This window comes from Pseudomonas sp. Au-Pse12 (assembly GCF_021341665.1).
Classification (GTDB): Bacteria; Pseudomonadota; Gammaproteobacteria; order Pseudomonadales; family Pseudomonadaceae; genus Aquipseudomonas.
In genome coordinates this window covers 417,958-441,299 of sequence record NZ_JAJTTH010000004.1, presented here as the reverse complement: position 1 = coordinate 441,299, position 23,342 = coordinate 417,958, and the positions used below count along the sequence as shown (strand labels likewise).

Genomic DNA, 23,342 nt, shown 5'->3' with positions numbered 1-23,342 from the left:
GGAGCCCCCCATGCGCTTGAAACTTCTCGCTGTCGCCGCACTGGCCCTACTGGCCGGTTGCGCCACCCCGCCCCCTCCCGCCCCTGGCAGTGCCGCGAGCAAGGTGGTGGTGATGAACAAGTTCAACAACATCGCCATCGGCGCGATGCGGGTCGCCCGTGAAAACGGCTTCCTGACGGTCAAGGTGGCGCTGAACAACACCAGCCACACCAACATGACGATGTACTACCGCTTCGTCTGGCTGGGCGACGACGGCTTCCCGGTGGCTGACGAAGAAAGCTGGAAAGTCTTCAACCTGTACGCGGCCCAGGCCACGTTCCTGCCGGCCATCGCGCCGGTGCCCAAGGCCACCGACTTCCGCCTGGAAGTCAAAACCCAATAAGCCGTCCCTGAACCCGATCAAGAGAGCACTTCCATGTTTGCACGCTTTTCCTTCCTCGCCGTGGTCGCCCTGCTGGCCAGCGGCTGCGCCAACAACTCCCCCGTCCTGGGTGGCAAGAACATCAGCTACGGCGACAGCAAGGCCGTGGAACTGGTGACCAACGAGTTCGGTTCCACCGACCTGCAGATGATCGCCGAATCCATGACCCGCTCCCTGGCTCAGTCCGGCATCCTTCAGGGCCGCCCGGTGGTGCAGGTCTACGACGTGAAGAACAAGACCAGCGAGTACATCGATACCCGCGAGATCACCACCTCGATCAAGACCCAGCTGATGAAATCCGGCACTGCCCGCTTCGCCAGCGACAACACCGCCATGCAGAGCCAGGTCGACCAGCTGAAGCTGCAGAACCAGAGCGGCCTGTACAAGAAGTCCACCGTGGCCAAGACCGGCAACATGGTCGCCGCCAAGTACCGTCTTGAGGGCTCCATCAGCTCCATCGTCAAGCGCAGCAGCGACTACAAGGACGTCTTCTACAAATTCAGCCTGCAACTGATCGACGTTGAAAGCGGTCTGGCCGAGTGGATGGACGAGAAAGAGATCCGCAAGACCACGGAGCGCTAAGCAATGCGTGCATGGATTGGCATCCTGGCCCTGGCCTGTGCGTTCAGCGCGCAGGCGGCCCCGAAAGTCGCAGTCATGGACCTGGCCTACCAGGAACGTGTGCAGGAATACATTCACGTGGTCTCGGCCCAGCAGAGCTACCACGAGGGCTACTACAGCTCCAGCGGCTCGGCCAGCTACAACGAACTGGAATCCAGCACCAGCTACATCGAGGAAGGCGAACTGCGCAAGTTCACCGGTGATATCAAGGGCGGGATCCTCAAGTCCGGGATGTTCCAGCTGGTGCAGGGTTCGCCCCACACCGACGCGTCCAAGACCAACGTCTACGACATCATCAAGCGCATCAAAGCCGGTAACTTCAAGGGTGCCGACTACGTGCTGTTCGGCACCGTGTCGGACATCGACTTCACCCAGGACATCAACGAGCTGGCCAACACCGACAGCTATTCGGCGGTGCTGGGCCTGACCCTGGTGGCGGATTTCAGCCTGATCAACACCCGCACCTTCGAGATCACCTCGGCGTTTACCGCCATGGGCGAAGGCCAGGACACCAAGCTGGTGAACAGCCGGGACATCCGTGTCTCGCTGAACCGTCCGCGGGTGGTGCGCGAAGTGTCCAAGGCCCTGGGCGAGGACGTCACCCGGCAGATGGCCGAGCAGCTGGGTCGCGGCGGCTACGAGCAACAGGGGCAAGCGCCGATGCGCAACAACCTGCCGCCGGACACGGCGCCGGTGATCCTGCGCTAAGCCGTGAACACATGAAAAAGGCGACCCGATGGGTCGCCTTTTTTTGTTCCTGGAAAACCTAGGTCGCCGCTTTGCGAATAGTCGCCAGAAAGCCCGCCGCACCGAGAAACAGGCCAGCGAAGGTGCGGTTCATGCGCCGCTGCTGGACCGGGGTACGCAACAGGCGCAGGACCTTGGACGCCAGCCCGGTGTAGCCGGCCATGACGATCAGGTCGACCACGATCATGGTGGCGCCGAGGATCAGGTACTGCTTGATCAAAGGCGCATGCGGGTCGATGAACTGCGGCAGCACCGCCAGCATGAACACCAGGGCCTTGGGGTTGCTGATGTTCACCAGGAAACCGCGGAACACCAGGGCCAGGGGCTTGCCGATGGGACGGATGGCAGCATCATCGCTGAGGTCGCTGGGCAGCGCGCGCCATTGCTTGACCGCCAGGTACACCAGGTAGGCCACGCCAAACCACTTGATGGCATAGAAAGCGGTGGCCGAGGCCGCGAGGATGGCGCCAACACCGGCGGCGACAATGGCAATCTGCATGGCCAGGCCCAGTTGCAGGCCCAGGGCGTTCCAGTAGCCGCGCCAAAAACCATATTGCAAACCACAGGACATCGACGCAATGGCGCCGGCTCCCGGGGAAAGACTGATTACCCAACTGGCGGCAAAGAACGCCAGCCATGTCTCAAGCACCATCGCACACCTCGGATCGAATTGGTCGTGGCTGCCTAAGCTAATCCTCTGCTTCGCGGCTGACCATATTTTTTTCGTCGGGAGCGGATGCACGGCGCTGTCGCTGCCGCAGGGGAAGGGGTTACTTCTCGCCGTTGCCCACAGGCAGCACATCCGTGCCCCGCCAGCGGCGTACCGAACGCTGGAAGAACAGGCTGTTGGGCACCTGGACCATGGCGCTGCCGGTGCCGGCCTCCTCGGCTTCGATGAGGGTGGTGTACAGCAGGTTGATCGCCACTACCCGGCCCTTGACGCCGGGCTTGTCGACGGTGTCCACCAGCTCCACCACATCACCCAGGCGGAACGGGCCAACGGTGAAGATCAGGATCGCGCAGAGCAGGTTGGAGAGCACGCTCCACATGGCGAAGAACGCCACCGCCGCCACGGCGACGAAGCCGGACAACGCGGTCCACAGCACCGTGGCGGAAACCCCCAGGCGCTCCAGGACGAAGATCACCGCGCTGCCCATGATCAACCAGCGCAGGCCGCCACGCAGGGGCATCAGCAACTGCGGCGGAAACGGGTAACGCTCGCCCAGACGGGTCAGGCCACGGGCCACGAAACGCTGGGCCAGATAGCCCGCCAGCAGAATCAGCAGGATCTGCACGCCCACCCACAACGGGTCGATCCACTGCGCCGGCAACGGCAACTGCAGCGCCTCCATCAGGACAGCGCCTCCAACTCGGCCTGCATGCTTTCCAGCAGTTCCAGGGCCTCCATCCAGGCCTCTTCCAGCTCGGACTCACGGGTCTTGAGCTTGGCCTGCTCGGCCAGCAAGTCGCGCAGCTCATCCTTGCGCGCCGCCTCGTACAAACCGCTGTCACCGAGGCTCGCCTCGATCTTGGCCAGGCGCTCATGCACCTTGCCCAGCTCGGCTTCCAGCTTGTCCGCCTCACGCTTGTGCGGCGCCAGTTGCTGACGCAACGCCGCGGCGGCCTGGCGCTGGGCCTTCTTGTCGGTCTTGTCCGGGTTGACCGGAGTGTTGCTGACCGGAGCATTGCGCTGGCGGTAATCCACCAGCCAACGGGTGTAGTCGTCCAGGTCGCCGTCGAACTCCTCGACCTTGCCGTCGGCCACCAGGAAGAAGTTGTCCGTGGTGCTCTTGAGCAGATGGCGATCGTGGGAGACCACCAATACCGCGCCACTGAACTCTTGCAGGGCCATGGTCAGGGCCAGGCGCATCTCCAGGTCCAGGTGGTTGGTGGGTTCGTCGAGCAGCAACAGGTTCGGCCGCTCCCAGGCGATCAGCGCCAGGGCCAGGCGGGCTTTTTCGCCGCCGGAGAAATTCAGCACCGGCTCGTCGATCCGGGCGCCACGGAAGTCGAAACCGCCGAGAAAGTCGCGCAGGGTCTGCTCGCGCTCGGTGGGCGCCAGGCGCTGCAGGTGCAGCAAGGGGCTGGCCTTGGAATCCAGGGAGTCGAGTTGGTGCTGGGCAAAGTAGCCAACAACGGTGTTCTCGCCCCGAGTCAGGCGCCCGGACAACGGCTGGAGTTCGCCGGAGAGGTTCTTGATCAGGGTCGACTTGCCGGCGCCGTTGGGCCCCAGCAGGCCGATCCGCGCGCCCGGGGTCAGCTGCAGCTTGACCTTCTCCAGGATCGTGCGCTCGCCATACCCCAGGCGGGCATCGGAGAGGTCGATCAGCGGGCTGGAAATCTTCGTCGACTCACGGAAGGTGAAGTCGAACGGCGAATCGACGTGGGCCGCCGACAGCTCCTCCATGCGTTCCAAGGCCTTGATCCGGCTCTGGGCCTGACGGGCCTTGGTGGCCTGGGCCTTGAAGCGGGCGATGTAGCTTTCCATGTGCGCGCGCTGCGCCTGCTGCTTCTCGTAGGCCTGCTGTTGCTGGGCCAGACGCTCGGCACGGGCGCGTTCGAAGGCGCTGTAGCCACCGCGATAGAGGGTGATCTTGCGCTGATCGACATGGGCGACGTGATCGACCACGGCGTCGAGGAAATCCCGGTCGTGGGAGATCAGCAACAAAGTGCCGGGGTAGCCCTTGAGCCAGTCTTCGAGCCAGATGATGGCGTCGAGGTCCAAGTGGTTGGTCGGTTCGTCGAGCAGCAACAGGTCCGAGGGACACATCAGGGCCTGGGCCAGGTTCAGGCGCATCCGCCAGCCCCCGGAGAAGTCGCCGACCTGGCGATCCATCTGCTCGTTGGTGAAGCCAAGGCCGGCCAGCAGCTTGCGCGCCCGGGCGTCGGCGGTATAGCCGTCGGCGCTGTCCAGTTCGGCATGCAAGCGTGCCTGGGCGGCGCCGTCATGGGCGGCTTCCGCGGCAGCCAGGTCACGTTGCACCTGGCGCAGGCGCAAGTCGCCGTCGAGCACATAGTCCACCGCCAGGCGCTCGAGGGTATCGACCTCCTGGCGCATGTGGGCAATGCGCCAATCGGCGGGCAGGAAGCAGTCACCCGAATCCGGGTGCAGCTCCCCGCGCAGCAGGGCGAACAGGCTGGATTTGCCGGCGCCGTTGGCACCGATCAGGCCGGCTTTCTGGCCGGCGTGCAGGGTCAGCTCGGCGTCTTCTAGCAGACGTTGCGGGCCACGCTGTAAAGTCAGGTTCTGAAGTCGAATCATAATGGCGGCGGAGTCTACCAGCTTCGTTAGCAACTGGCGCGAGTAGCAATATGTCCCCTGACCTGTGGAGCTTTGCCCTGAAGACCTACGCCCTGCCCGGCGTGCAGGAGGCCTGCCTGCAACTGCAGGATGGCGGCGCGAATGTCTGCCTGCTGCTCTGTGGCGCCTGGCTTGGCCAGCGGGGAGTGGGCTGTGATGAGCGGCGCGTGCAAGAGCTTGAAGAGCTGGCGACGCCCTGGCACCAGGAGGTCGTCGAGCCCCTGCGCAAACTGCGGATTGAGTGGCGAGCCGCTGCCGCTGGCGACGAGCAATTGAGCGCCTTGCGCGAACAGCTGAAGAGCCTGGAACTGGAAGCCGAACGGCAGTTGCTGCGGCGCTTGCAAGAAGGGGTGAGCCAATGGCCCGAGGCTCAGGCCAAGAGTCTGGATGACTGGCTCAAAGGACTGGCAGCCGAAGCCGCCGTCCGCAACCGCGACGCGCTGCAAGTGCTGCGCGTCGCGGTGGCCGGCGCTTAGGAAGCGCTGGAAGGGTTGCTGGTCGCTGTTGCTGCAGCTGCGGCAGGTGCGCTGGCTGCAGGGGCCGGCGAGGCTGCCGGAGCAGGCGCAGCAGGCTTGGCCGCAGCGGGTGCAGGCGCAGCAGGCTTGGCCGCAGCGGGTGCAGGCGCAGCAGGCTTGGCCGCAGCGGGTGCAGGAGCAGCAGGCTTGGCGGCTGGGGTCGCTGATTTGGCTACAGCAGGTTTGGCCGCTGCGGGTTTGGCAGCAGGCTTTTTCGCGGCGGGCTTGGCTGCCGGTTTGGCGGCTGCCGGTTTGGCAACAGGCTTCGCAGCCGACGCGGCGGCGGGCTTGGCAGCAGCCGGTTTGCTCACGGGCTTGGCCGCTGCTTTGGCTGCAGCTGGCTTGGTGGCCGGCTTGGTAGCAACCGGTTTAGCGGCTGCGGTTTTGGCGGCTGGTTTCGCTGCGGGCTTGGCTGCAGGTTTGGCAGCTACGGTTTTGGCCGCAGGCTTGGCTGCAGCAACTTTGGTAGCAGGCTTGGCCGCCGCCGGTTTAGCAGCTGCCGTTTTGGTGGCTGCGGGCTTGGCAGCCGGTTTGGTAGCAGGCTTGGCCGCTGCGGCTTTGGCCACGGCCGGCTTCGCCGCACTGGCAGCAGCAGGTTTCTTCGCCGCAGGCTTGGCTGCGGATTTCGCCGGTGCTTTAGCAGCAGGCTTGGCCGCTGGCTTTTTCGCCGCTACCGCTGCCGCTGCCGGCTTGGCATCACGAGTGCTCAATACCTTGCCTACAGCTTCCTTCACGCGACCCACGCCTTGGGCCAGCTTCAGGCTTTCCTGGGCGTCGCGTTTGAGTTGCAGGATATAGCTGCGGGTTTGCGCCTGACGCTCTTTCAAAGCGTCCAGCAGGTCTTCGAGTTCCTTGACCGCGGTCTTCGCCTTGGCCTGTGCCTTGGCTTTGCCGGCCGCCGCAGCGTCCTGCAATTTGGTGCGCGATTTGTGCAGTTTTTCCTGCGCCTTGCCCCGTTGTTTTTCCAGCTTGGCGAGCAGTTTTTCAGCATCAGCCAAGGCTTGGGAACAAGCGTTTTCCAAATGTTCGAGCAAGCTGCCCGACAGCTGTTGGAGCAAATGCAACGGAGTATTTACAGGCTTCTTATTGGCCGACATGGTTTACCTCCTGGCTGACGTGAGTTGCGGCTCATACTAGACCTCTGCTGCTACCGCCGCTAGGGCATGTTGACAGTATCGAAAGCCTGGCGTTGCAGCCGAATGAAAATGTTCTTTGCACCCATCGAAGTTGCTCACCAACGAGCGCTTTGTCGCTGGCATAATCCACCGCAACTCAGGCCGGAGAGTGCCCATGTCGCGTTACCTGTTTTTATCCTTGAGCCTGTTCTTGCCACTGGCTCAAGCGGCGGCCGAAGCGCCACCCAATAACGCTCACGATCTTGCCTACAGCCTGGGGGCCAGTCTCGGTGAGCGCCTGCGCGACGAAGTGCCGGACCTGCAGATCCAGGCACTGGTCGAAGGCTTGAAGGCGGCTTATCAAGGCAAGCCACTGGCACTGAAAAACGAACGCATCGAACAGATCCTTGCCGAGCATGAGGCACAGATCAACGAGCAGTCGGCCAAGTCTCAGACAGAAGCCGCGCTGAAAAACGAACAGCGCTTTCTCGATGAAGAAAAGGCCAAGCCCGGTGTGCGCCAATTGGCCGATGGCATCCTGCTGACCGAGTTGAGCCCCGGCAGCGGCAAAAAACCCAACCCCAATGGCTCGGTCCAGGTGCGTTACACCGGACGCCTGCCCGACGGCACGGTGTTCGATCAGACCCAGCAGCCGCAATGGTTCCGACTGGACAGCGTGATTGCCGGCTGGCGCAGCGCGCTGGCGCAGATGCCCACCGGAGCCAGATGGCGGCTGGTGATTCCGTCGAACCAGGCCTATGGCACTGAAGGTGCCGGCGACCTGATCGCGCCCTATACCCCACTGGTATTCGATATCGAATTGCTCGGCGTCGCCGGCTGAGGCGGCACAACGAAAAACGGCACGCCAAAGCGTGCCGTTGTTACTCAGGCGCTGTTCTCAGGCCTGTGCCGCCGTTTCCTGCTTGTGGGCGTTATGCAGCACTTCGATCAGGCAGTCTTCCAGCTCGAAGCGCTCGTGCAACAGGCCACCCAACTCCTGGAATTTCTGCGCCACGCACTGCCCCGCGTCACACAGGTCGTTGAACGCCAGGAGCTTTTCGGTGATCACGTCGATGCGTGGGTAGAGGGTATCGGCCAGCTCCAGCCCGCGCTTGTCGCCAAAGGCCTTGGCTTCGCTGGTCAGCTGTTCGTAGATTTCAAAATGGCCGGCGGAAACGTAGTCCACCAGGATCCCGCAGAATTCCTGCAGCGGCTTCTTGCTCTCACTCAATGCCTCGGGTTTGGCGCCCAGCGCATCATAGGCTCGAACCAGTTCGTGACGCTCCTGCAACCAGCGGTCGATCAGCAGATGCACTCCACCCCAGCGTTCCTGAGCATTCTGACAACTTTCGAGCATGGTGATCTCTCTTCCCTTATGGGTCATGCCGCTTGCCCACCGCCCCTTTTTAGAGACTCTGAATCCGGTCAGGCATAACTGCATCGAGCAACATAATTCCAGTGACAGGTGCGGGCCAGATTATGCCCGCTCGACAACAGCATCAAGGTACGCAGGAGATAAAGTTCATACAAGCGTTTAATCCTCGACCTACCGCCAAACACTGACTCAGGGCAATACCGCAGCCTTGCGTGTAACACGCAGCAGGCGCAGCAGACGGTAGCCGCTAAAGATCAGCATGATCACGAAAAACAGCAGGCTCCACTCCGGCAGGCTCATGTCCAGCAAGGTCCAGGTGACTTCGGCACAATCCGAGGTGCCCATGAAGGTCAACTTCAACGCCTGCCACCAGGACAGGTGGCGGAGCATGAAGGACATATCCGGCAGGCAGGCCAGGAGCTGTTCGGAGGGAATGTTCTGCAGCAGCACATGACGCCCGGCGGTGATCACGCCCAACAGCCCCAACAACAGGTTGAGCCCCCAGTAGACCGCTCGCCCCACGCGCCCGGGGCCCTGCACCACCGCCAGCAGATTGACCCCACCGAACATCAGCAACAGCAGCCGCTGCACGCCCCACAACGGGCAGGATTCAAGGCCGCCACCGGATTGCAGGTTGAACGCCGCCCACGAGGCCAAGGCCCCCACCAGGAACACCAGGGAGAACAGCAAGCGGGAGCCGGCCAGCGACATGAGATATCCGTAACGGGAGAAACAGGCAGCCACGGTAGAGAAAGCGCTCGCCGCTTTCAAGAAGCGCTATGCCGCAACCGCTCGACAAGAGACGGCGGGAACGCCGCGAAACCCAGGTAAAAGGGCCGGCCGCCCAGAACAGGCAACCGGCCCCAAGGGACTTCAGGCCCGCGCCGGAACCGGCAGCGGCGAAGCCAACAGGCGTTCGTCGAGCATTCCCAGGCCTTCCTGGAACAGTTGGTTGCTGCGCTCTGTATCCCCCAACTGTGCCAGCAGGCGCGCCAGCTCCGCACAGGCTTCGGGGTTGCGCTGCAGGCGCAGGCTGCTTTCCAGATAGTCGCGAGCCTTGCCCCACAGGCTGTTCTGCAGGCACAGGCGACCCAACGTCAGCAGCAGGCTCGGATCGTCCGCATGCTCTTTCAGCCAGTGCTCGGCCGTCTGCAATTGCCGCGACGGGTCGCTGCCACGCACCAGGCCGTAGAGCCGTGCCAGGTGGCTTTCGTACTTGCGCTTGAGGGCCGTACGCAATGCTTCTTCCGCTTCGGCTCCAGCGCCCAACTGACGCAATTGTTCCGCGTAGGCCAGCACCAGTTGCGGCTCCTGGCGCTGCGCCGAGGTCAACTGCTGCCAGGCACGATTGAGCGATTGCAGGCCGGCGACCTGGTCCTCTTCACGGCGCACGGCCAGGGACAGGTTTTCACCCCAGGCCCGACGCTCCAGCTCCTGCAGCTCGCCGGCCGGCAGCGCCTTGTCCTTGCGCAGCTCGGGCAGCAGGCGGATCAGGGCCGACCAATCGCCACGCTGCTGGTGCAGGCGCTGCAATTGGCGCAGCACCTGCACGCTATGGGGGTGGCGCTCATGCATGGCCTGCAAGGTGCTCAGGGCGCCTTCGGTGTCACCACGATCGGTCTGCAACTGGGCGTGGCTCAGGGCCACGGCCAGCTCGGCCTGAGGCTGGCGAGTCAGCGCACGCTCCAGCAAGCGGTCGCACTCCTCATAGTGGCCCTGCTCATTGGCCGCCCGCGCGGCGCCGAGGTAGTACAGCAGCGGCTGGCGCTCGGCCTCCGCAGCCCGGTGCAGGTGCTTCTGCGCGCTGGCCCAACGACCTTCGGCGAGGTCCATCTGGCCCTGCTCGATGGCGATCTGCACGCGGCGGCTGCGATTGCGTCGTGACCAGGGGTTGACCACACCGCCGGACACCATCACCAGCTCGATGAGCAGCTTGATGCCCCAGAGCACCAGCCAGATCAGTGCGACCAGCGCCAGGGTCGCCCACAGGCTCGATTCATAACGAAAGTTGCTGTAGGCGATCAGCACGTACCCGGGATGCTCGGCGATGGCCAGGCCCAGCAGGCCAATGGCGGCGATGACCAGCAGCAGGATCACATAGGCGCGCTTCATGGGCTGGTCTCCTGGGTGCTGTTCACCGCAGGTTTGGCCAAGGGTTTGACCGACTCTTCGACACTCAGGCTACGCCGCTCCAGATAGGCCTGAACCGTACTCAAGGTCTTGGCCAGGTCCGGAGTGACGACTGTCACCGGTTGCTTGCTCAACTCGGACAGGCGCTCGAGCATGATCTTGCTTTGCGGATTGTCCTGGTTGAAGTTGCCGGTGAGCACGTCACGGGCTTCGGTCAGGGCCTGGGTATAGACCGCGGCCTGGCCGTTCAAGGCCGCCCATTGAGCCTGTTCCAGCGCCAGGCTCAAGGCCAGGCGCACCTGGGTCAGGCCCTGCCCCGCCAGCAGCGGACGGATGTTCTTGTCAGCATTGAAATCGATACGGAAGTAGCGCGAGACCTGATCCCACCACTGCGCCCAGCGGCTGGCGCCGTCACCATCGGCCGTCAGGCCGAGCAACGATTCGCCACGATCCTTGTACTCCGGGGCCACGGCGCTCAATTCAAGCACCTGATCACGCAGGGCGCCCAGTTGCAGGAACAGCCCGGTGCGGTCTGGTTGCTCGGTGCTGCGCAGGGCCGCCAGGCTTTTGGCCAACTGCTCACGGGCGGCGAAGGCACCCGGATCGTTCTGTTCACGCAGGATATCGTCGGCGCCCTGAACCAGGGCCTGGGCGCTGCTGATGTCCTGCAACGCCGACAGACGCAGGCTGGCCAGACGCAACAGGTGCTCTGCTTCAGCCAGGCGCCAGTCCTTGCGACTGGCACCCAGCACGGTTTCCAGGCGCTGGCTCAGACGCTGCTGGTCACCCTGCAACTGAGCCACCAGACGCCGCCGGTCTTCCAGCTCATCGGCCGCGGGCAGTTGCTCCAGGCGTGCGCTCAAGCGCTGCTCGCTGAGCTTGAAATCCTGGGCCTGATCGCCCAACGCCTGCAATTGGCTGAGTTGCTGCTGGTTATTGGCTTGCAGGTGGCGCACCTGCCATACCCCCCAGCCGCCAACGGCGACGCCTGCCGCCCCCAGCAGCAGGGCCAGAACTGCCAACCCGTTGCCACGACGTTCAACGGTTGGGTTCGTGGGTTCAGCGGGAGTCTCGGACACCGGCTGGACTTCATCTTTAGGCAAGGCTGTTTCGCTCACGTATCCATCCTTTGCGTTTAGAGAACGGGCACGGGTTGCTCCCGTAACGCCGTTAGCAAAGCCGCGGCGCTGGCACCGCGACAATCCACAACTTTTTCCGCCCCGGCGGCGTGTGCCATGTCGGCAACCCGAGGGCTTGGAACAAACAACGGCAATTTCGCCAGTTGCGGCCAGGCGGGCCCCGCCAACTGCCGCAAGTGGCTGAAACCCTGCCCACTGCTGACCACCAGCCCGTTCAAGCGTTCCACTTGAATGCGCTGGAGCAATGCGCCCTCGGCGTAGTGCGGCAGGCAGCGGCGGTAGAGCTCCAGATAATCGACACTAGCACCTAGGTCACGCAAACGCTCAGAGAGCAGCTCGCGCCCGCCCTCCCCACGCACGATCAGCACTCGTGGATCGGGCCGGCCGATAGCCTCGCGCAATTGGGGAAGTTCAAGCAAGGCTTCACTGTCATCACCCTGCTGGGGATAGGCCACCCGTAGGCCGGCATCCGCGAGAATCTGCCCGGTGCCAGCGCCTACGCTGAACCAGGCCTGATCCGGTGGTTGCGGCCAATACTGGCGCAACAGGCCCAGGCCGAGATGCGCTGCCGGCTTGCTGACCACAATCACCGCGCAATACTGGTCGAACGCCAGCAAGGTCGAGCGCTGCGCATCGCCGACCGGCAAAGCCTGGATTTCCAGCAATGGCAGGCTGCTGCTGAACACCCCGGACTGCGCCAGGATCGCCGCCAGCGCGGCGCAGTCCTCGGTCGGCCGGGTCAGCAACAGGCGCCAGCCAGTCACTCCTCGCCCGCCTCGCCGTAGACCGCCCGCAGGATGTCATCGGCGCCCTGCGCCAGCAGCGCGTCCGCCACTTGCACGCCCAGCTCGGCAGCCAACGCGCGCGGCCCGCGGGCCTCGGCACTGAGCAGCAGGCCGCCACTCGGCTCGCCCACCAGGCCACGCAGCCAGAGCTGCTCGCCTTCCAGTACCGCATAGCAGGCAATCGGCACTTGGCAGCCACCGTTCAAATGCTTGTTCAGTGCTCGCTCTGCGGTGACCCGGCTGGCGGTATCGGCATGGTGCAGGGGAGCCAGCAACGCGTGGATTTCAGTGTCGGCACTGCGGCATTCGATACCGACCGCGCCCTGGCCGCCAGCGGGCAGGCTGTCATCGACGCTGATGGAAGAGCTGATGCGATCTTCGAACCCCAGGCGGATCAGGCCGGCAGCCGCAAGAATGATGGCGTCGTACTCACCGGCATCCAGCTTGGCCAGGCGAGTGTTGACGTTGCCCCGCAGAAAGCGGATCTGCAGGTCGGGGCGACGGGTCAGCAACTGGGCCTGACGACGCAGGCTGGAGGTGCCGACCACACTGCCTTCGGGCAAGTCGTCGAGGCTGGCGTAGGTGTTGGAGACAAAAGCGTCACGCGGGTCTTCGCGCTCGCAAATGCAGAACAGCCCCAGGCCCTGCGGGAAATCCATCGGCACGTCTTTCATCGAGTGCACAGCGATGTCGGCCTGGTTTTCCAGCAGCGCGGTTTCCAACTCCTTGACGAACAGCCCCTTGCCACCGATTTTCGACAAGGGCGAATCGAGCAGTTTGTCGCCGCGGCTGACCATGGGCACCAGGGTCACGACAAGGCCCGGATGGGCCTCTTGCAGACGGGCTTTGACGTATTCGGCCTGCCACAAGGCCAAAGCACTTTTGCGGGTAGCGATGCGGATTTCGCGAGAGGACATGGATCAATCCGTACTGAATAGATACGGCAGATAATAACAGCTCAGCCAAAGCAGCTTTGACTTGTATCAGAAACGCAGCGTCCTCCCGACGCCAGGCTTCGCTATTTACGCGGGTTAAATCCCGGCCTAGAGCTGTTGCATCATCTTGCGCACGCCCGCCACATGCCGTCGGCTGACAATCAGCGCATCGCCATTGAGCCCCTTGAGGTACAGCTGGAAATGCCCCAGCGGCGTGCGTTGCAAGCGCTCGATGCGCTCACGGGCCACCAGCGCATTGCGGTGGATACGCACAAAGCGGTCGCCGAACTCATCTTCGAGGGCCTTCAAGGGTTCATCCAGCAGCACTTCACCGCCTTCGTGGCGCAGGGTCACGTATTTGTGGTCGGCAATGAAGTACACCACCTGAGCCAGGGGAATCAGCTCGATGCCTTTGCGTGTACGGGCACTGATGTGGCTGCGCGGGCCGTTGCCGCTTTCCGCCGCCGGCCGGGTCAGCGCCGCCAATTGCACACGGTTGGGTTTCTCGGCCTTTTTCAGCGCTTCCAGCAACAGCTCGGAACGCACGGGCTTGACCAGGTGGCCAACGCTGCTGGTGTCGAAGGCCTCCAGGGCGAATTCGTCCGGCGCGGCGCAAAACACCAGCGCTGGAGGCGTCTCGCGTTCGCACAGCTTGCCGGCTACCTGCAGACCATCCAGCCCAGGCATGCGGACGTCGAGCAAGACGATATCCGGCTTCAGGCTGTCGATCAGGCTCAATGCCTCTTCGCCATTGGTGGCGCTGGGCTCCAGGACACTGTATCCCTCAAGCTCACTGACCATCCGGCTCAGGCGCTCGCGGGCTAGGGGTTCGTCATCAACGATCAGGACATTCATATTGCGCTGGATTCCTGCGTGAGTCTCGCACAAGGATAGCGTAGACAGGTGGAGTGACGTCCGTCACGGCGATCCACGCTAAGACTAGTGCGAAGGCCAAAAAGTGCCGCAAGTCGGGCACCAATATTTGCCCGTACCTGCCCGGTACCGTTCAAGGTCGTGAGATGCGCGACGGCGTTGCAGGGAATGCTGGTCTTCAACACAAAGCCCCCCTCGTGATTGTGGTCGCCGCCCACCCTGCCCGCACCCGTCTCGTTTGGTGGACGGATTGCCTGGCCCTGCGCGGTGTGAACTTGCTGGACGGGCCCACGGCGAACACGCGAGGGGTGTTACGCAATTGTGCCGGTCCTCCTGTCCAACTGTAGACGGTTGCCAAGACGATATTGCTCAATCGATAAATATCGTTTGATCGATATCACCATCCGCACTCAAGGCACTCGCCTGACCTGGAGCACTTTCGATTGCGCCAGCCTCAGTCTCTGCGCCCTCGAAGACGGCGACAAGCCGTCCAGACACTCTGCACAGAAAAAAGCTGCCGACCAGCGCCAGCGACAGCCCGGGCAACCCTGTTATTATCGGCGCCTGTTTTTACGCCATCTTCCTTCAGCAGATCACGAGCGAATTCATGAGCACTGACAAGACCAATCAGTCCTGGGGCGGCCGCTTCAGTGAACCCGTCGACGCCTTCGTCGCCCGCTTCACCGCCTCTGTCACTTTCGACCAGCGCCTGTATCGCCACGACATCATGGGCTCCATCGCCCACGCCACCATGCTGGCCAAGGTCGGCGTGCTCACCGACGCCGAGCGTGACAGCATCATCGACGGCCTGAAGACCATCCAGGGCGAGATCGAGGCCGGCAGTTTCGACTGGCGCGTGGACCTCGAAGACGTGCACATGAACATCGAAGCGCGCCTGACCGACCGCATCGGCATCACCGGCAAGAAGCTGCACACCGGCCGCAGCCGCAACGACCAGGTGGCCACCGACATCCGCCTCTGGCTGCGGGACGAGATCGACCTGATCCTCGGTGAAATCACCCGCCTGCAAAAAGGCCTGCTGGAGCTGGCCGAGCGTGAGGCCGAAAGCATCATGCCGGGCTTCACCCACCTGCAGACCGCCCAGCCCGTGACTTTCGGCCACCATATGCTGGCCTGGTTCGAAATGCTCAGCCGTGACTACGAGCGCCTGGTGGACTGCCGCAAGCGCACCAACCGCATGCCTCTGGGCAGCGCGGCGCTGGCCGGCACCACGTACCCGATCGACCGTGAACTGACCTGCCAGTTGCTGGGTTTCGAAGCGGTGGGCGGCAACTCGCTGGACAGCGTTTCGGACCGTGACTTCGCCATCGAATTCTGCGCCGCCGCCAGCGTGGCGATGATGCACCTGTCGCGCTTCTCCGAAGAGCTGGTGCTGTGGACCAGCGCGCAGTTCCAGTTCATCGACTTGCCGGACCGCTTCTGCACCGGCAGCTCGATCATGCCGCAAAAGAAAAACCCCGACGTGCCGGAACTGGTGCGCGGCAAGAGCGGCCGGGTATTCGGCGCGCTGATGGGCCTGCTGACCCTGATGAAGGGCCAGCCCCTGGCCTACAACAAGGACAACCAGGAAGACAAGGAACCGCTGTTCGACGCCGCCGATACCCTGCGCGACTCGCTGCGGGCCTTCGCCGACATGATCCCGGCCATCAAGCCCAAGCACGCCATCATGCGTGAAGCGGCGCTGCGCGGTTTCTCCACCGCCACCGACCTGGCGGACTACCTGGTACGCCGTGGCCTGCCGTTCCGCGACTGCCATGAAATCGTCGGCCATGCGGTGAAGTACGGCGTGGAAACCGGCAAGGATCTGGCGGAGATGAGCCTGGAAGAACTGCGCAAGTTCAGCGACCAGATCGAGCAGGACGTGTTCGCCGTGCTAACCCTGGAAGGCTCGGTGAATGCCCGTAACCATATCGGCGGCACTGCACCGGCCCAGGTTCGGGCAGCCGTGGTTCGCGGCCAGGCCTTGCTGGCCAGCCGCTAGGCCGTCGCCGGTCAGCCTGCTGCATCAGCAGGCTGACCAGGCACCCGCGCCGCCTTGAGCGCCACTACTTCCTGGCCGCCACCATGGCCAGGAACTGCGGCATCGCCGCCTCTCTATCCGCTGCTACTCGCTGGGCATTGGGCAGTTGCTCCAGGCGCTCCAGCAAGGCTTTCGCCGCCGGCATCCCCTCCAGAAAGTCCACCCCGAACAGCTTGTGCCCGACCGCCCGGGCCAGGGTCACGCTGTAGAGGAAATACAGATCCGCCACACTCAGGCTGTCGCCGGCCACATAAGGCGCAAATTTGCCGTGCCGCGCCAGGGAGGCAAACCCTAGCAGCAACTCAGCCTTGGACTTTTCCTGGATCGCCGGGGCCACCGACATACCGAAGAACGCCTCGGGATAACAGGCCCGCGCCGGCAGCTCGATATAGAGTTCGATCTCCCTGGCCAGCGCCAGCACCTGGGCACGCTGGAATGCATCGCTGGGCAACAGCGCCCGACCTGGTTGGGTGTGCTCCAGGTATTCGAGAATCACACTGGTTTCGTTCAGGTACCCCTGCTCGACCTCAAGCACCGGAACCTTGCCCCGTGGACTGATGGCCAATACCTCCGGAGTTTGGCCACCGGAAAAAGGCACCTCTTCGAAAGGCAGGCCTTTCTCCAGCAACGCCAGCTTGACCATGTTGTAGTAGTTGCTGACAGAGAAACCGTAAAGCTTGAGCATCACATAGCCTCCAGGCCGTGCAGGGGGTTGGCAGCATTTTTTATAGAAGCCCAATGCAATTCTGGCCAGCAGCATCACCACCCTGAATACGAGTAAACTGGCGACCTTTCCTTGAGGAGCCTGCCATGAGCGAGCCAACCGATATCGACACCGACGAAGAAGAGTTCGCCGAAAACACCCTGATCGAAGCCATCGAAAATCAGATCGAAAGCGATAACCCGCCAGCGGCCAAGGCCACGTTCAACAAATTGACCCTGGTGGGTTACGAGCGCGAGGAAATCCTCAATCTGATGGCCCATGTACTGGCCATCGAGATCGACGCAATTCTCGAACAGGACCGTGCGTTCGACACCCAATGGTACGAAGCCGCCCTGCGCGCCCTGCCGGAACTGCCTCCCGAAAAGCAGTGAATCCGCCCAGCCGGAGCGCAAGCTCCGGCACTCAACCCAACCCGCCTCTCGCCCTCCGACTACACTGCCACCGACCTGCGGCCAAATACCGCTGCACCCGGGGATAAAACTCCTCAGCGAACGCTGGACACGCCGCCTTTCTGCGTTCACCTTAAGAACGCTGACCCCTAATTCCTAGAAAGTCTGGAGTCCTTATGTCGTATACCCCTGAGTTGGTTGCCGAACTGGAAATCCTTGCACTCTTCAACCTGGACAACTCCCAGGAAGGCCTGAAGATTCATCAGACCGCCGCCCCTTCCGCCATCTCCGCCGCCCAACGCCTGTTTGACAAAGAACTGATTACCCAGCCCGATGGAGGCTACCTGACCAGCCTCGGCCGGGATGCCGCCGAACACGCCCAGGGCCTGCTGACCATCCTGAGTGTCAAAGAAACCGCCTGAGCCACCTGCATCGGCCTGCGGGATTCCCGTCTGTCGGATTCCGTAGGCATCCTGCCCTCAAAGCGTTAAAAATCTGGCGTCAAAAAATTAAATCAGCTTAAAGCCCAGCCCTGTCTGACGGTAAACTGCTCGCCGTCCTCAATACCGCCACGTTCGAGCTCCGCTTGAAATGCCCCATACCCACGAAATCCGCCCCGATCTGGATGAAGGAATCGATCGCAAGGTTCTCGGCCAACTGCGCGCGCGTTTCCTGACCCTGAATGAAGGGCGAATGGCCCGGGCGATGGAAGGGTTGTCCACGCGCCAGCAACTGGTCCTCAACCTGCTGCCGTTGTTCTTTCACGTCAATCACCCACTGCTGCCCGGTTATGTCTCCGGAGCCACGCCGGCGGGGCTTTCCTGCTATGAACCCGAGCCACAGGTCTTGGCCGAAGCCCAGCGCCTGACCCGTTCGTTTTCCTACAAGCCGCGCCATGGCAACCCGCCACGGCCGATTCATGGCCTGTTTCTCATGGGCAGCCTGGGCACCCTCGCCCAGGCGGACCAGAGCGATATGGATGTGTGGGTCTGTCATGCCCCGGACCTCAGCGAAAGCGAGCTGGCCGAGTTGCAGAAGAAATGCCAATTACTGGAAGCCTGGGCCGCCAGCCAGGGCGCCGAAGCCCATTTCTTTCTGATCGAGCCTGGCCGCTTTGTCCGCGGCGAACGGGACACCCAACTGAGTTCGGACGATTGCGGCACCACCCAGCACTACCTGCTGCTGGACGAGTTCTACCGTACCGCCATCTGGCTGGCCGGGCGTACACCACTGTGGTGGCTGGTGCCGGTGTACGAGGAAGGCCGCTACGCACAATACATCCACACATTGCTGTCCAAACGGTTTGTCCCCGCCGAGGAAAATCTCGATCTGGGCCACATGGCACGCATTCCTCCCGGCGAGTTCATCGGCGCCGGGCTCTGGCAACTGTTCAAGGGTATCGAGTCGCCCTACAAATCCGTGCTCAAGCTGCTGCTGATCGAGGTCTATGCCAGCGAGCATCCCAAGGTCCAGTGCCTGAGCCTGCGCTTCAAGCAGGCAGTGTTTGCCAACCGCCTGGACCTCGACGAGCTGGACCCTTACATCGTGGTCTACCGGCGCATCGAGGAGTACCTCAAGGCCCGCGGCGAGCCGGAGCGCCTGGAACTGGTGCGCCGCAGCCTCTACCTCAAGGTCAACCGCAAGCTCACCACCGGCAACGCCGCCCGCAGCCCGAGCTGGCAGCGGGCCCTGCTGGAGCGCCTGGCCGGCGAGTGGGGTTGGGACCAGCGCCAACTGGCCCTACTGGACAGCCGCAGCCAGTGGAAAGTGCGGCAGGTCAGCAGCGAACGCCGGGCGCTGGTCAACGAACTCAACTACAGCTATCGCTTCCTGACCCAGTTCGCCCGTACCGAGCAAGCCGCCAGCCTGATCAACAAGCGCGACCTGAATGTACTGGGCCGACGCCTGTACGCCGCCTTCGAGCGCAAGGCCGGGAAGATCGAGTTCATCAACCCCGGCATCGCCCCGGACCTGGCCGAAGACACCCTGACCCTGGTACAGGCACCGAACAAGAAGGAGCCCGGACAGCACCATTGGGGGCTGTACAACGGCAACCTGACGGCTCTGGAATGGGAGCATTTTGCCCCGATCAAACGCAGTCGCGAGCTGCTGGAGCTGCTCACCTGGTGCCATCGCAACGGCGTGATCGACAGCAGCACCCGCCTGGCGCTGCACCCGGGCGGCAGCGACCTCAGCGAGTTCGAACTGTTCAACCTGCTGGGCAGCTTGCAGCAGACCGTACCGCTGCCGCTGACGACGGTCAGCGAAGAACAGTTGCTGCGCGCCGCCGTGCCCAGTGAAGTGCTGATCCTGGTGAACGTCGGGGTCGACCCCCTCAAGCATCACCGCGACCTGAACATCCTGATGACCACCGAGCGCACCGACTCGCTGAGCTACGCCGGAGTACGCGAGAACCTGGTGCTGACCCTCGACCAGGTCACGCTCAACAGCTGGAACGAAGTGATGGTCGGCCGCTACGACGCCGAGCACGCGCTGCTCGACTGCCTGCGGGACTACCTGAACAATCTGCCGGCCGGCCCGCAACCGCGACTGCGGGTACGCTGCTTCTGCCACAACCGCGCGCAATTCATCGCCCGCCGAGTGGAGGAGTTGTTCGAAACCGCGCACAACCTGCTGCTCAGCCAGCTCAACTACCGCTACCTGGTCCAAGTGCAGCAGCACTATCACGTACTTGAACTGGTGCCAGGGCAGGTTCGGCACCGGGCAATGGCCACCCTCGGCGCCTTGCAGGAATACCTGGGCCAGGAACAGACCCGCTACAGCCCCCTGCACCTGGACCCGATGGCGCTGGAAGACCACGACCTGGCGCTGATCCTGCCCATGGGCCAGCCGGACTGCATCCAGGTGTTTTACCGGATCATCGACGACTACGCCGAACTCTACGTGCTGGATGAGTGCAACGCGCTGTGGCAGCAAACCCTGCCCTATCACGACGAGCACAGCCTGCTGGTGCCCCTGCAGCGTTTCCTGCAATCGATTCTCTACCGCCGCGAGGCGCTGCTGCCGATGGACAGCAGCCAAGCCGAGAAACCTTTGGACACACTCTACTTGCAGATATTGCCCTCAGGCACCGGCCGCGCACGTCGGGTAGAGCCTCGGCCGGCCCCACCGACACCCGTCGACAAGGCGTTCTACGATGTGCAGGCGATCATCGGCAAGGCCGCACCGGGCCAGGTGCAAGTCTCGCTGTACTGCAATCAACGGGAGTTTTCCGATCTGGAATATGCAGACCAGCTGTACAGCGCGGTGGCCCAGGAAATCGTCGGACAGCGCCACGAAACGGAGCGCTATCGCTGCTACATCACTGACCTGGACCTGTCCGGCCTGCTCGGCGATGTACAAAGCCCGAGCATTCTCTATCTGCGCTACAAGGCCAGCCTGGAGCGCGCACTGAACGACGCGCTCGAGCAAGTCTAGCCAAGGGTCAGAGGTGGAAGTCGCCTGCGGCTTCCGGCTGGTATTCCACTTCCAGCAGGGTCAGCTTCAGGGTCTTGCCGCCCGGAGCCGGCCAGTCGATGTACTGGCCAACCTGCAAGCCCAGCAGGGCGCTGCCTACCGGCGCCAGGATCGAAATCTTGCCTTCGTCGGCATTGGCGTCCTGTGGATAAACCAGGGTCAGGTGGTAGTCCTTGCCACTGCTTTCTTCACGGCAGTGCACACGCGAATTCATGGTTACGACACCGGCCGGGACTTCATCGTGACCCACCAGCGTTTCGGCACGATCCAACTCGGTTTGCAGTGCAATGACACCTGGCAGCGAGTCGTCCAGACTGTCGATCAGACGCTCCAGACGTTGCACGTCAAGGCGGGTAAGGATGATGGATGGTGCAGTACTCATGATCCTGGCTGACTCCTATTTTTTCTGCACAAAAAAGCAAAACCCCGCCAAATAAGACGGGGTTCTCACCGGCCTCGATGTAGCGAGGCGAAGCCGGACACTATCACAGCAGACTGAATAAACAAACCGTACGAGTACGAAGCTAAACCCCGCCTGCCGCCGCGCTTTGCTTGCGCTGCTGTGCCTGGGCACAGATCACGCGCCGCCGCTGATCATCGGCCGAGCGCCATTCACGAATGTCTTCCACATGACGGAAACAGCCGCGGCAGACCTTCTCCTCATCGAGACGGCAAAGGCTGATGCAGGGCGAACTCACTGCCGGACTGACATTACTGTACAGCGGCTTGGGCGGGCGGGCCGGGGCGGGTTGGGTCACGGTATCAGAGCCCTTCAAACTCAAGCTTGATGCCTGCCTGCTCCAGGACAATGCGCTCCAGCATCTCGCCCAGTTGCTCTTCGCTCTTGTCGCACATCCAGCGCTCGCTTTCCTCGTCGTAGTCGAAGTGGAAACCGCCCGAGCGCGCGGCCAGCCAGAGTTGGCGCAAAGGCTCCTGGCGACTGAAGATCACCTGACTGCCGTTGTCGAACTTGACGGTGAGTACCCCGGCCGAACTCTCCAGATCGATATCCAGGTCGCTCTCATCGAAAATATCCTCCAGCGTCTGCTGGGTGGCATCCACCAGGTCGTGAAAACGGGCTTCGGTCAAACTCATTGCAGGAACCTCGAAAAGTGTCTACTCACGCTCAAGCGCCGCAAGATACGGGCGCTCCCCGGCGAATGCAAAGGATACCGAACGAGCGAATAAATGCGACGCCCCTTGCACAACCACCCAAGCAAAGCCGCCGCCCAGCCCTTGGCAAAGGCCCGCTGGACGGGAGTTACGCTGCATAGGCAAGCTGCCGGGTGGCCGGTATACTCGGGCGCAATTTACGCATTCTCAAGGATTTCGCCATGAAGCGCCTGATCTCTTCCCTTGCTGCGCTCGTCGCGGTTGCCTGCCTCGTTACCGCCTGCGGCCAGAAAGGCCCGCTGTACCTGCCTGATGACAGCAAATCCCCCGAAGAGCAGGCGAAGTCGCAATCGAAGTCGCACAAGCACGACACCTACTAAGGGCAAACCATGGACGCTTTTAACTACCGCGACGGCGAGCTGTTCGCGGAAGGCGTAGCCCTGTCCGCCATTGCCGAACGTTTCGGTACGCCCACCTACGTCTATTCCCGTGCGCACATCGAAGCCCAGTACCAGGCTTATGCCCAGGCCCTGGCCGGCATGCCGCATCTGGTCTGCTTCGCGGTGAAGGCCAACTCCAACCTGGGTGTATTGAATGTCCTGGCACGCCTGGGCGCCGGTTTCGACATCGTCTCCCGGGGCGAGCTGGAGCGGGTTCTGGCCGCGGGCGGGCAAGCTGACAAGATCGTCTTCTCCGGCGTCGGCAAGACCCGCGACGACATGCGTCGCGCCCTGGAAGTAGGCGTCCATTGCTTCAACGTCGAGTCCGCCGAAGAGCTGGAGCGCCTGCAGTTGGTAGCCGCCGAACTGGGCGTTCGGGCGCCGATCTCGCTGCGGGTCAACCCGGATGTCGATGCCGGCACCCACCCGTACATTTCCACCGGGCTCAAGGAAAACAAGTTCGGCATCGACATTGCCACGGCCGAGGACGTGTACATTCGCGCCGCGCAGCTGCCGAACCTGGAAATCGTCGGTGTCGACTGCCATATCGGCTCGCAACTGACCACCCTGGAACCCTTCATCGACGCCCTCGACCGGCTGCTGGAGCTGGTGGATCGCCTCGGCGAATGCGGCATCTACCTGCGCCACATCGATCTGGGTGGCGGCCTGGGCGTGCGCTATCGCGACGAAGAGCCACCGCTGGCTGCCGACTACGTCAAGGCGGTGCGCCAGCGCCTGGACGGCCGCGACCTGGCCCTGGTGTTCGAACCGGGCCGCTTCATCGTGGCCAACGCCGGCGTGCTGCTGACCCGGGTCGAATACCTCAAGCACACCGAACACAAGGATTTCGCCATCGTCGACGGCGCCATGAACGACCTGATCCGCCCGGCGCTGTACCAGGCCTGGATGGATGTCAGCGCCGTGCGTCCGCGAGATGCCGAACCCCGTACCTACGACATCGTCGGCCCGATCTGTGAAACCGGCGATTTCCTCGCCAAGGAACGCACCCTGGCCCTGGCCGAAGGTGACCTGCTGGCGGTGCACTCCGCTGGTGCCTATGGTTTCGTCATGAGCTCGAACTACAACACCCGCGGCCGTGCCGCCGAAGTACTGGTCGATGCCGACCAGGCTGTTGAAGTGCGTCGCCGCGAGACGGTAGCCGAGTTATTCGCTGGCGAAAGCCTGCTGCCGGAGTAAGACC

At 62.9% G+C, this 23,342-nt stretch carries 26 protein-coding genes; 11 read left to right on the top strand and 15 right to left on the bottom strand.

All coding sequences use genetic code 11. The annotated features are described in order from the left end of the window. Positions 1–10: 10 nt before the first annotated feature. The 3 genes from LXM55_RS13835 to LXM55_RS13825 are packed head-to-tail and all read left to right on the top strand — an operon-like array spanning position 11 to position 1,750. Complete coding sequence (locus LXM55_RS13835; RefSeq protein WP_060841665.1) at positions 11–382, top strand: YcfL family protein; 372 nt, start codon at positions 11–13, stop codon at positions 380–382. 33 nt (positions 383–415) lie between these two features. Further along, positions 416–1,003: a penicillin-binding protein activator LpoB gene (gene lpoB / locus LXM55_RS13830; RefSeq protein WP_060841666.1), complete on the top strand. Its 588-nt coding sequence runs from the start codon at positions 416–418 to the stop codon at positions 1,001–1,003. Positions 1,004–1,006: 3 nt separating this feature from the next. Next, the gene (locus LXM55_RS13825; protein ID WP_233320861.1) at positions 1,007–1,750 is read left to right on the top strand and encodes a penicillin-binding protein activator LpoB; all 744 of its coding nucleotides are present in this window, start codon (positions 1,007–1,009) and stop codon (positions 1,748–1,750) included. 58 nt (positions 1,751–1,808) lie between these two features. On the opposite strand, the gene LXM55_RS13820 is transcribed toward LXM55_RS13825, so the two are convergent. The 3 genes from LXM55_RS13820 to LXM55_RS13810 form a co-directional block, all read right to left on the bottom strand. Next, entirely contained in the window at positions 1,809–2,441 is a 633-nt protein-coding gene (locus LXM55_RS13820) for a LysE family transporter (RefSeq protein ID WP_233320860.1), read from the bottom strand. Between the two features lie 118 nt (positions 2,442–2,559). After that, positions 2,560–3,141, bottom strand: a complete 582-nt coding sequence (locus LXM55_RS13815) for a mechanosensitive ion channel family protein (protein WP_233320859.1) — start codon at positions 3,139–3,141, stop codon at positions 2,560–2,562. Continuing rightward, entirely contained in the window at positions 3,141–5,051 is a 1,911-nt protein-coding gene (locus tag LXM55_RS13810; RefSeq protein WP_092317472.1) for an ATP-binding cassette domain-containing protein, read from the bottom strand. The genes LXM55_RS13815 and LXM55_RS13810 overlap by 1 nt, the downstream gene beginning before the upstream one ends. Before the next feature lie 50 nt (positions 5,052–5,101). On the opposite strand from LXM55_RS13810, the gene LXM55_RS13805 reads away from it, so the two are divergent. Continuing rightward, positions 5,102–5,566, top strand: coding sequence for a TIGR02444 family protein (locus LXM55_RS13805; protein ID WP_233320858.1), 465 nt, complete (start codon positions 5,102–5,104; stop codon positions 5,564–5,566). On the opposite strand, the gene LXM55_RS13800 is transcribed toward LXM55_RS13805, so the two are convergent. Next, positions 5,563–6,702: an AlgP family protein gene (locus tag LXM55_RS13800; RefSeq protein ID WP_233320857.1), complete on the bottom strand. Its 1,140-nt coding sequence runs from the start codon at positions 6,700–6,702 to the stop codon at positions 5,563–5,565. The two genes, LXM55_RS13805 and LXM55_RS13800, sit on opposite strands and share 4 nt — an antisense overlap. Positions 6,703–6,895: 193 nt before the next feature. On the opposite strand from LXM55_RS13800, the gene LXM55_RS13795 reads away from it, so the two are divergent. Next, on the top strand, positions 6,896–7,561 hold the full coding sequence (locus tag LXM55_RS13795; protein WP_233320856.1) for an FKBP-type peptidyl-prolyl cis-trans isomerase: 666 nt from the start codon (positions 6,896–6,898) through the stop codon (positions 7,559–7,561). Between the two features lie 57 nt (positions 7,562–7,618). On the opposite strand, the gene rsd is transcribed toward LXM55_RS13795, so the two are convergent. The 7 genes from rsd to LXM55_RS13760 form a co-directional block, all read right to left on the bottom strand. Next, positions 7,619–8,077 carry a sigma D regulator gene (gene rsd / locus LXM55_RS13790; RefSeq protein WP_233320855.1) on the bottom strand — a complete coding sequence of 153 codons (459 nt, stop codon included), beginning with the start codon at positions 8,075–8,077 and terminating at the stop codon, positions 7,619–7,621. A 207-nt stretch (positions 8,078–8,284) separates the two neighbouring features. Then, the gene (locus LXM55_RS13785; protein ID WP_233320854.1) at positions 8,285–8,806 is read right to left on the bottom strand and encodes a disulfide bond formation protein B; all 522 of its coding nucleotides are present in this window, start codon (positions 8,804–8,806) and stop codon (positions 8,285–8,287) included. A 162-nt stretch (positions 8,807–8,968) separates the two neighbouring features. After that, entirely contained in the window at positions 8,969–10,207 is a 1,239-nt protein-coding gene (locus LXM55_RS13780) for a heme biosynthesis protein HemY (RefSeq protein WP_233320853.1), read from the bottom strand. After that, a complete protein-coding gene (locus LXM55_RS13775; protein ID WP_233320852.1) occupies positions 10,204–11,343 on the bottom strand; it encodes a uroporphyrinogen-III C-methyltransferase in 1,140 nt (379 codons plus the stop codon). Before LXM55_RS13775 ends, LXM55_RS13780 begins: the two co-directional genes overlap by 4 nt. A 17-nt stretch (positions 11,344–11,360) precedes the next feature. Further along, complete coding sequence (locus tag LXM55_RS13770; RefSeq protein WP_233320851.1) at positions 11,361–12,128, bottom strand: uroporphyrinogen-III synthase; 768 nt, start codon at positions 12,126–12,128, stop codon at positions 11,361–11,363. Then, entirely contained in the window at positions 12,125–13,066 is a 942-nt protein-coding gene (hemC, locus tag LXM55_RS13765) for a hydroxymethylbilane synthase (RefSeq protein WP_233320850.1), read from the bottom strand. Before hemC ends, LXM55_RS13770 begins: the two co-directional genes overlap by 4 nt. 126 nt (positions 13,067–13,192) lie before the next feature. Next, positions 13,193–13,939 (bottom strand): LytR/AlgR family response regulator transcription factor, encoded by a 747-nt coding sequence (locus LXM55_RS13760; protein WP_233320849.1) that lies wholly within the window; start codon positions 13,937–13,939, stop codon positions 13,193–13,195. Positions 13,940–14,564: 625 nt separating this feature from the next. On the opposite strand from LXM55_RS13760, the gene argH reads away from it, so the two are divergent. Then, on the top strand, positions 14,565–15,959 hold the full coding sequence (argH, locus tag LXM55_RS13755; protein ID WP_072443493.1) for an argininosuccinate lyase: 1,395 nt from the start codon (positions 14,565–14,567) through the stop codon (positions 15,957–15,959). 64 nt (positions 15,960–16,023) lie between these two features. Here argH and LXM55_RS13750 read toward each other — a convergent pair whose 3' ends face one another. Beyond that, a complete protein-coding gene (locus tag LXM55_RS13750; protein WP_233320848.1) occupies positions 16,024–16,683 on the bottom strand; it encodes a glutathione S-transferase family protein in 660 nt (219 codons plus the stop codon). A 125-nt stretch (positions 16,684–16,808) separates the two neighbouring features. On the opposite strand from LXM55_RS13750, the gene LXM55_RS13745 reads away from it, so the two are divergent. The 3 genes from LXM55_RS13745 to LXM55_RS13735 all read left to right on the top strand — a co-directional run bounded on the left by LXM55_RS13745 (position 16,809) and on the right by LXM55_RS13735 (position 20,549). Next, a complete protein-coding gene (locus tag LXM55_RS13745) occupies positions 16,809–17,093 on the top strand; it encodes a hypothetical protein (protein ID WP_011064179.1) in 285 nt (94 codons plus the stop codon). Positions 17,094–17,287: 194 nt separating this feature from the next. Then, a complete protein-coding gene (locus LXM55_RS13740) occupies positions 17,288–17,533 on the top strand; it encodes a TIGR02647 family protein (RefSeq protein ID WP_233320847.1) in 246 nt (81 codons plus the stop codon). A gap of 169 nt (positions 17,534–17,702) precedes the next feature. Continuing rightward, entirely contained in the window at positions 17,703–20,549 is a 2,847-nt protein-coding gene (locus LXM55_RS13735) for a class I adenylate cyclase (protein ID WP_233320846.1), read from the top strand. A gap of 7 nt (positions 20,550–20,556) precedes the next feature. Here LXM55_RS13735 and rnk read toward each other — a convergent pair whose 3' ends face one another. The 3 genes from rnk to cyaY form a co-directional block, all read right to left on the bottom strand. Continuing rightward, entirely contained in the window at positions 20,557–20,970 is a 414-nt protein-coding gene (gene rnk / locus LXM55_RS13730; RefSeq protein WP_025130883.1) for a nucleoside diphosphate kinase regulator, read from the bottom strand. A 142-nt stretch (positions 20,971–21,112) separates the two neighbouring features. Further along, entirely contained in the window at positions 21,113–21,346 is a 234-nt protein-coding gene (locus tag LXM55_RS13725) for a DUF1289 domain-containing protein (RefSeq protein WP_233320845.1), read from the bottom strand. 4 nt (positions 21,347–21,350) lie between these two features. Continuing rightward, positions 21,351–21,683 carry an iron donor protein CyaY gene (cyaY, locus tag LXM55_RS13720; RefSeq protein ID WP_233320844.1) on the bottom strand — a complete coding sequence of 111 codons (333 nt, stop codon included), beginning with the start codon at positions 21,681–21,683 and terminating at the stop codon, positions 21,351–21,353. A 239-nt stretch (positions 21,684–21,922) separates the two neighbouring features. On the opposite strand from cyaY, the gene lptM reads away from it, so the two are divergent. Continuing rightward, entirely contained in the window at positions 21,923–22,081 is a 159-nt protein-coding gene (gene lptM, locus LXM55_RS13715) for an LPS translocon maturation chaperone LptM (RefSeq protein ID WP_082729310.1), read from the top strand. Positions 22,082–22,090: 9 nt separating this feature from the next. Continuing rightward, complete coding sequence (lysA, locus tag LXM55_RS13710) at positions 22,091–23,338, top strand: diaminopimelate decarboxylase (RefSeq protein WP_233320843.1); 1,248 nt, start codon at positions 22,091–22,093, stop codon at positions 23,336–23,338. The last annotated feature ends 4 nt before the right edge of the window (positions 23,339–23,342 follow it).

Bases quoted from the DNA above. Each gene is read 5' to 3' on its own strand.
- LXM55_RS13835 (WP_060841665.1), top strand. From the start codon at position 11: ATGCGCTTGAAACTTCTCGCTGTCGCCGCACTGGCCCTACTGGCCGGT.
- lpoB (WP_060841666.1), top strand. From the start codon at position 416: ATGTTTGCACGCTTTTCCTTCCTCGCCGTGGTCGCCCTGCTGGCCAGC.
- LXM55_RS13825 (WP_233320861.1), top strand. From the start codon at position 1,007: ATGCGTGCATGGATTGGCATCCTGGCCCTGGCCTGTGCGTTCAGCGCG.
- LXM55_RS13820 (WP_233320860.1), bottom strand. From the start codon at position 2,441: ATGGTGCTTGAGACATGGCTGGCGTTCTTTGCCGCCAGTTGGGTAATC.
- LXM55_RS13815 (WP_233320859.1), bottom strand. From the start codon at position 3,141: ATGGAGGCGCTGCAGTTGCCGTTGCCGGCGCAGTGGATCGACCCGTTG.
- LXM55_RS13810 (WP_092317472.1), bottom strand. From the start codon at position 5,051: ATGATTCGACTTCAGAACCTGACTTTACAGCGTGGCCCGCAACGTCTG.
- LXM55_RS13805 (WP_233320858.1), top strand. From the start codon at position 5,102: ATGTCCCCTGACCTGTGGAGCTTTGCCCTGAAGACCTACGCCCTGCCC.
- LXM55_RS13800 (WP_233320857.1), bottom strand. From the start codon at position 6,702: ATGTCGGCCAATAAGAAGCCTGTAAATACTCCGTTGCATTTGCTCCAA.
- LXM55_RS13795 (WP_233320856.1), top strand. From the start codon at position 6,896: ATGTCGCGTTACCTGTTTTTATCCTTGAGCCTGTTCTTGCCACTGGCT.
- rsd (WP_233320855.1), bottom strand. From the start codon at position 8,077: ATGCTCGAAAGTTGTCAGAATGCTCAGGAACGCTGGGGTGGAGTGCAT.
- LXM55_RS13785 (WP_233320854.1), bottom strand. From the start codon at position 8,806: ATGTCGCTGGCCGGCTCCCGCTTGCTGTTCTCCCTGGTGTTCCTGGTG.
- LXM55_RS13780 (WP_233320853.1), bottom strand. From the start codon at position 10,207: ATGAAGCGCGCCTATGTGATCCTGCTGCTGGTCATCGCCGCCATTGGC.
- hemC (WP_233320850.1), bottom strand. From the start codon at position 13,066: ATGTCCTCTCGCGAAATCCGCATCGCTACCCGCAAAAGTGCTTTGGCC.
- LXM55_RS13760 (WP_233320849.1), bottom strand. From the start codon at position 13,939: ATGAATGTCCTGATCGTTGATGACGAACCCCTAGCCCGCGAGCGCCTG.
- argH (WP_072443493.1), top strand. From the start codon at position 14,565: ATGAGCACTGACAAGACCAATCAGTCCTGGGGCGGCCGCTTCAGTGAA.
- LXM55_RS13750 (WP_233320848.1), bottom strand. From the start codon at position 16,683: ATGCTCAAGCTTTACGGTTTCTCTGTCAGCAACTACTACAACATGGTC.
- LXM55_RS13745 (WP_011064179.1), top strand. From the start codon at position 16,809: ATGAGCGAGCCAACCGATATCGACACCGACGAAGAAGAGTTCGCCGAA.
- LXM55_RS13740 (WP_233320847.1), top strand. From the start codon at position 17,288: ATGTCGTATACCCCTGAGTTGGTTGCCGAACTGGAAATCCTTGCACTC.
- LXM55_RS13735 (WP_233320846.1), top strand. From the start codon at position 17,703: ATGCCCCATACCCACGAAATCCGCCCCGATCTGGATGAAGGAATCGAT.
- rnk (WP_025130883.1), bottom strand. From the start codon at position 20,970: ATGAGTACTGCACCATCCATCATCCTTACCCGCCTTGACGTGCAACGT.
- cyaY (WP_233320844.1), bottom strand. From the start codon at position 21,683: ATGAGTTTGACCGAAGCCCGTTTTCACGACCTGGTGGATGCCACCCAG.
- lptM (WP_082729310.1), top strand. From the start codon at position 21,923: ATGAAGCGCCTGATCTCTTCCCTTGCTGCGCTCGTCGCGGTTGCCTGC.
- lysA (WP_233320843.1), top strand. From the start codon at position 22,091: ATGGACGCTTTTAACTACCGCGACGGCGAGCTGTTCGCGGAAGGCGTA.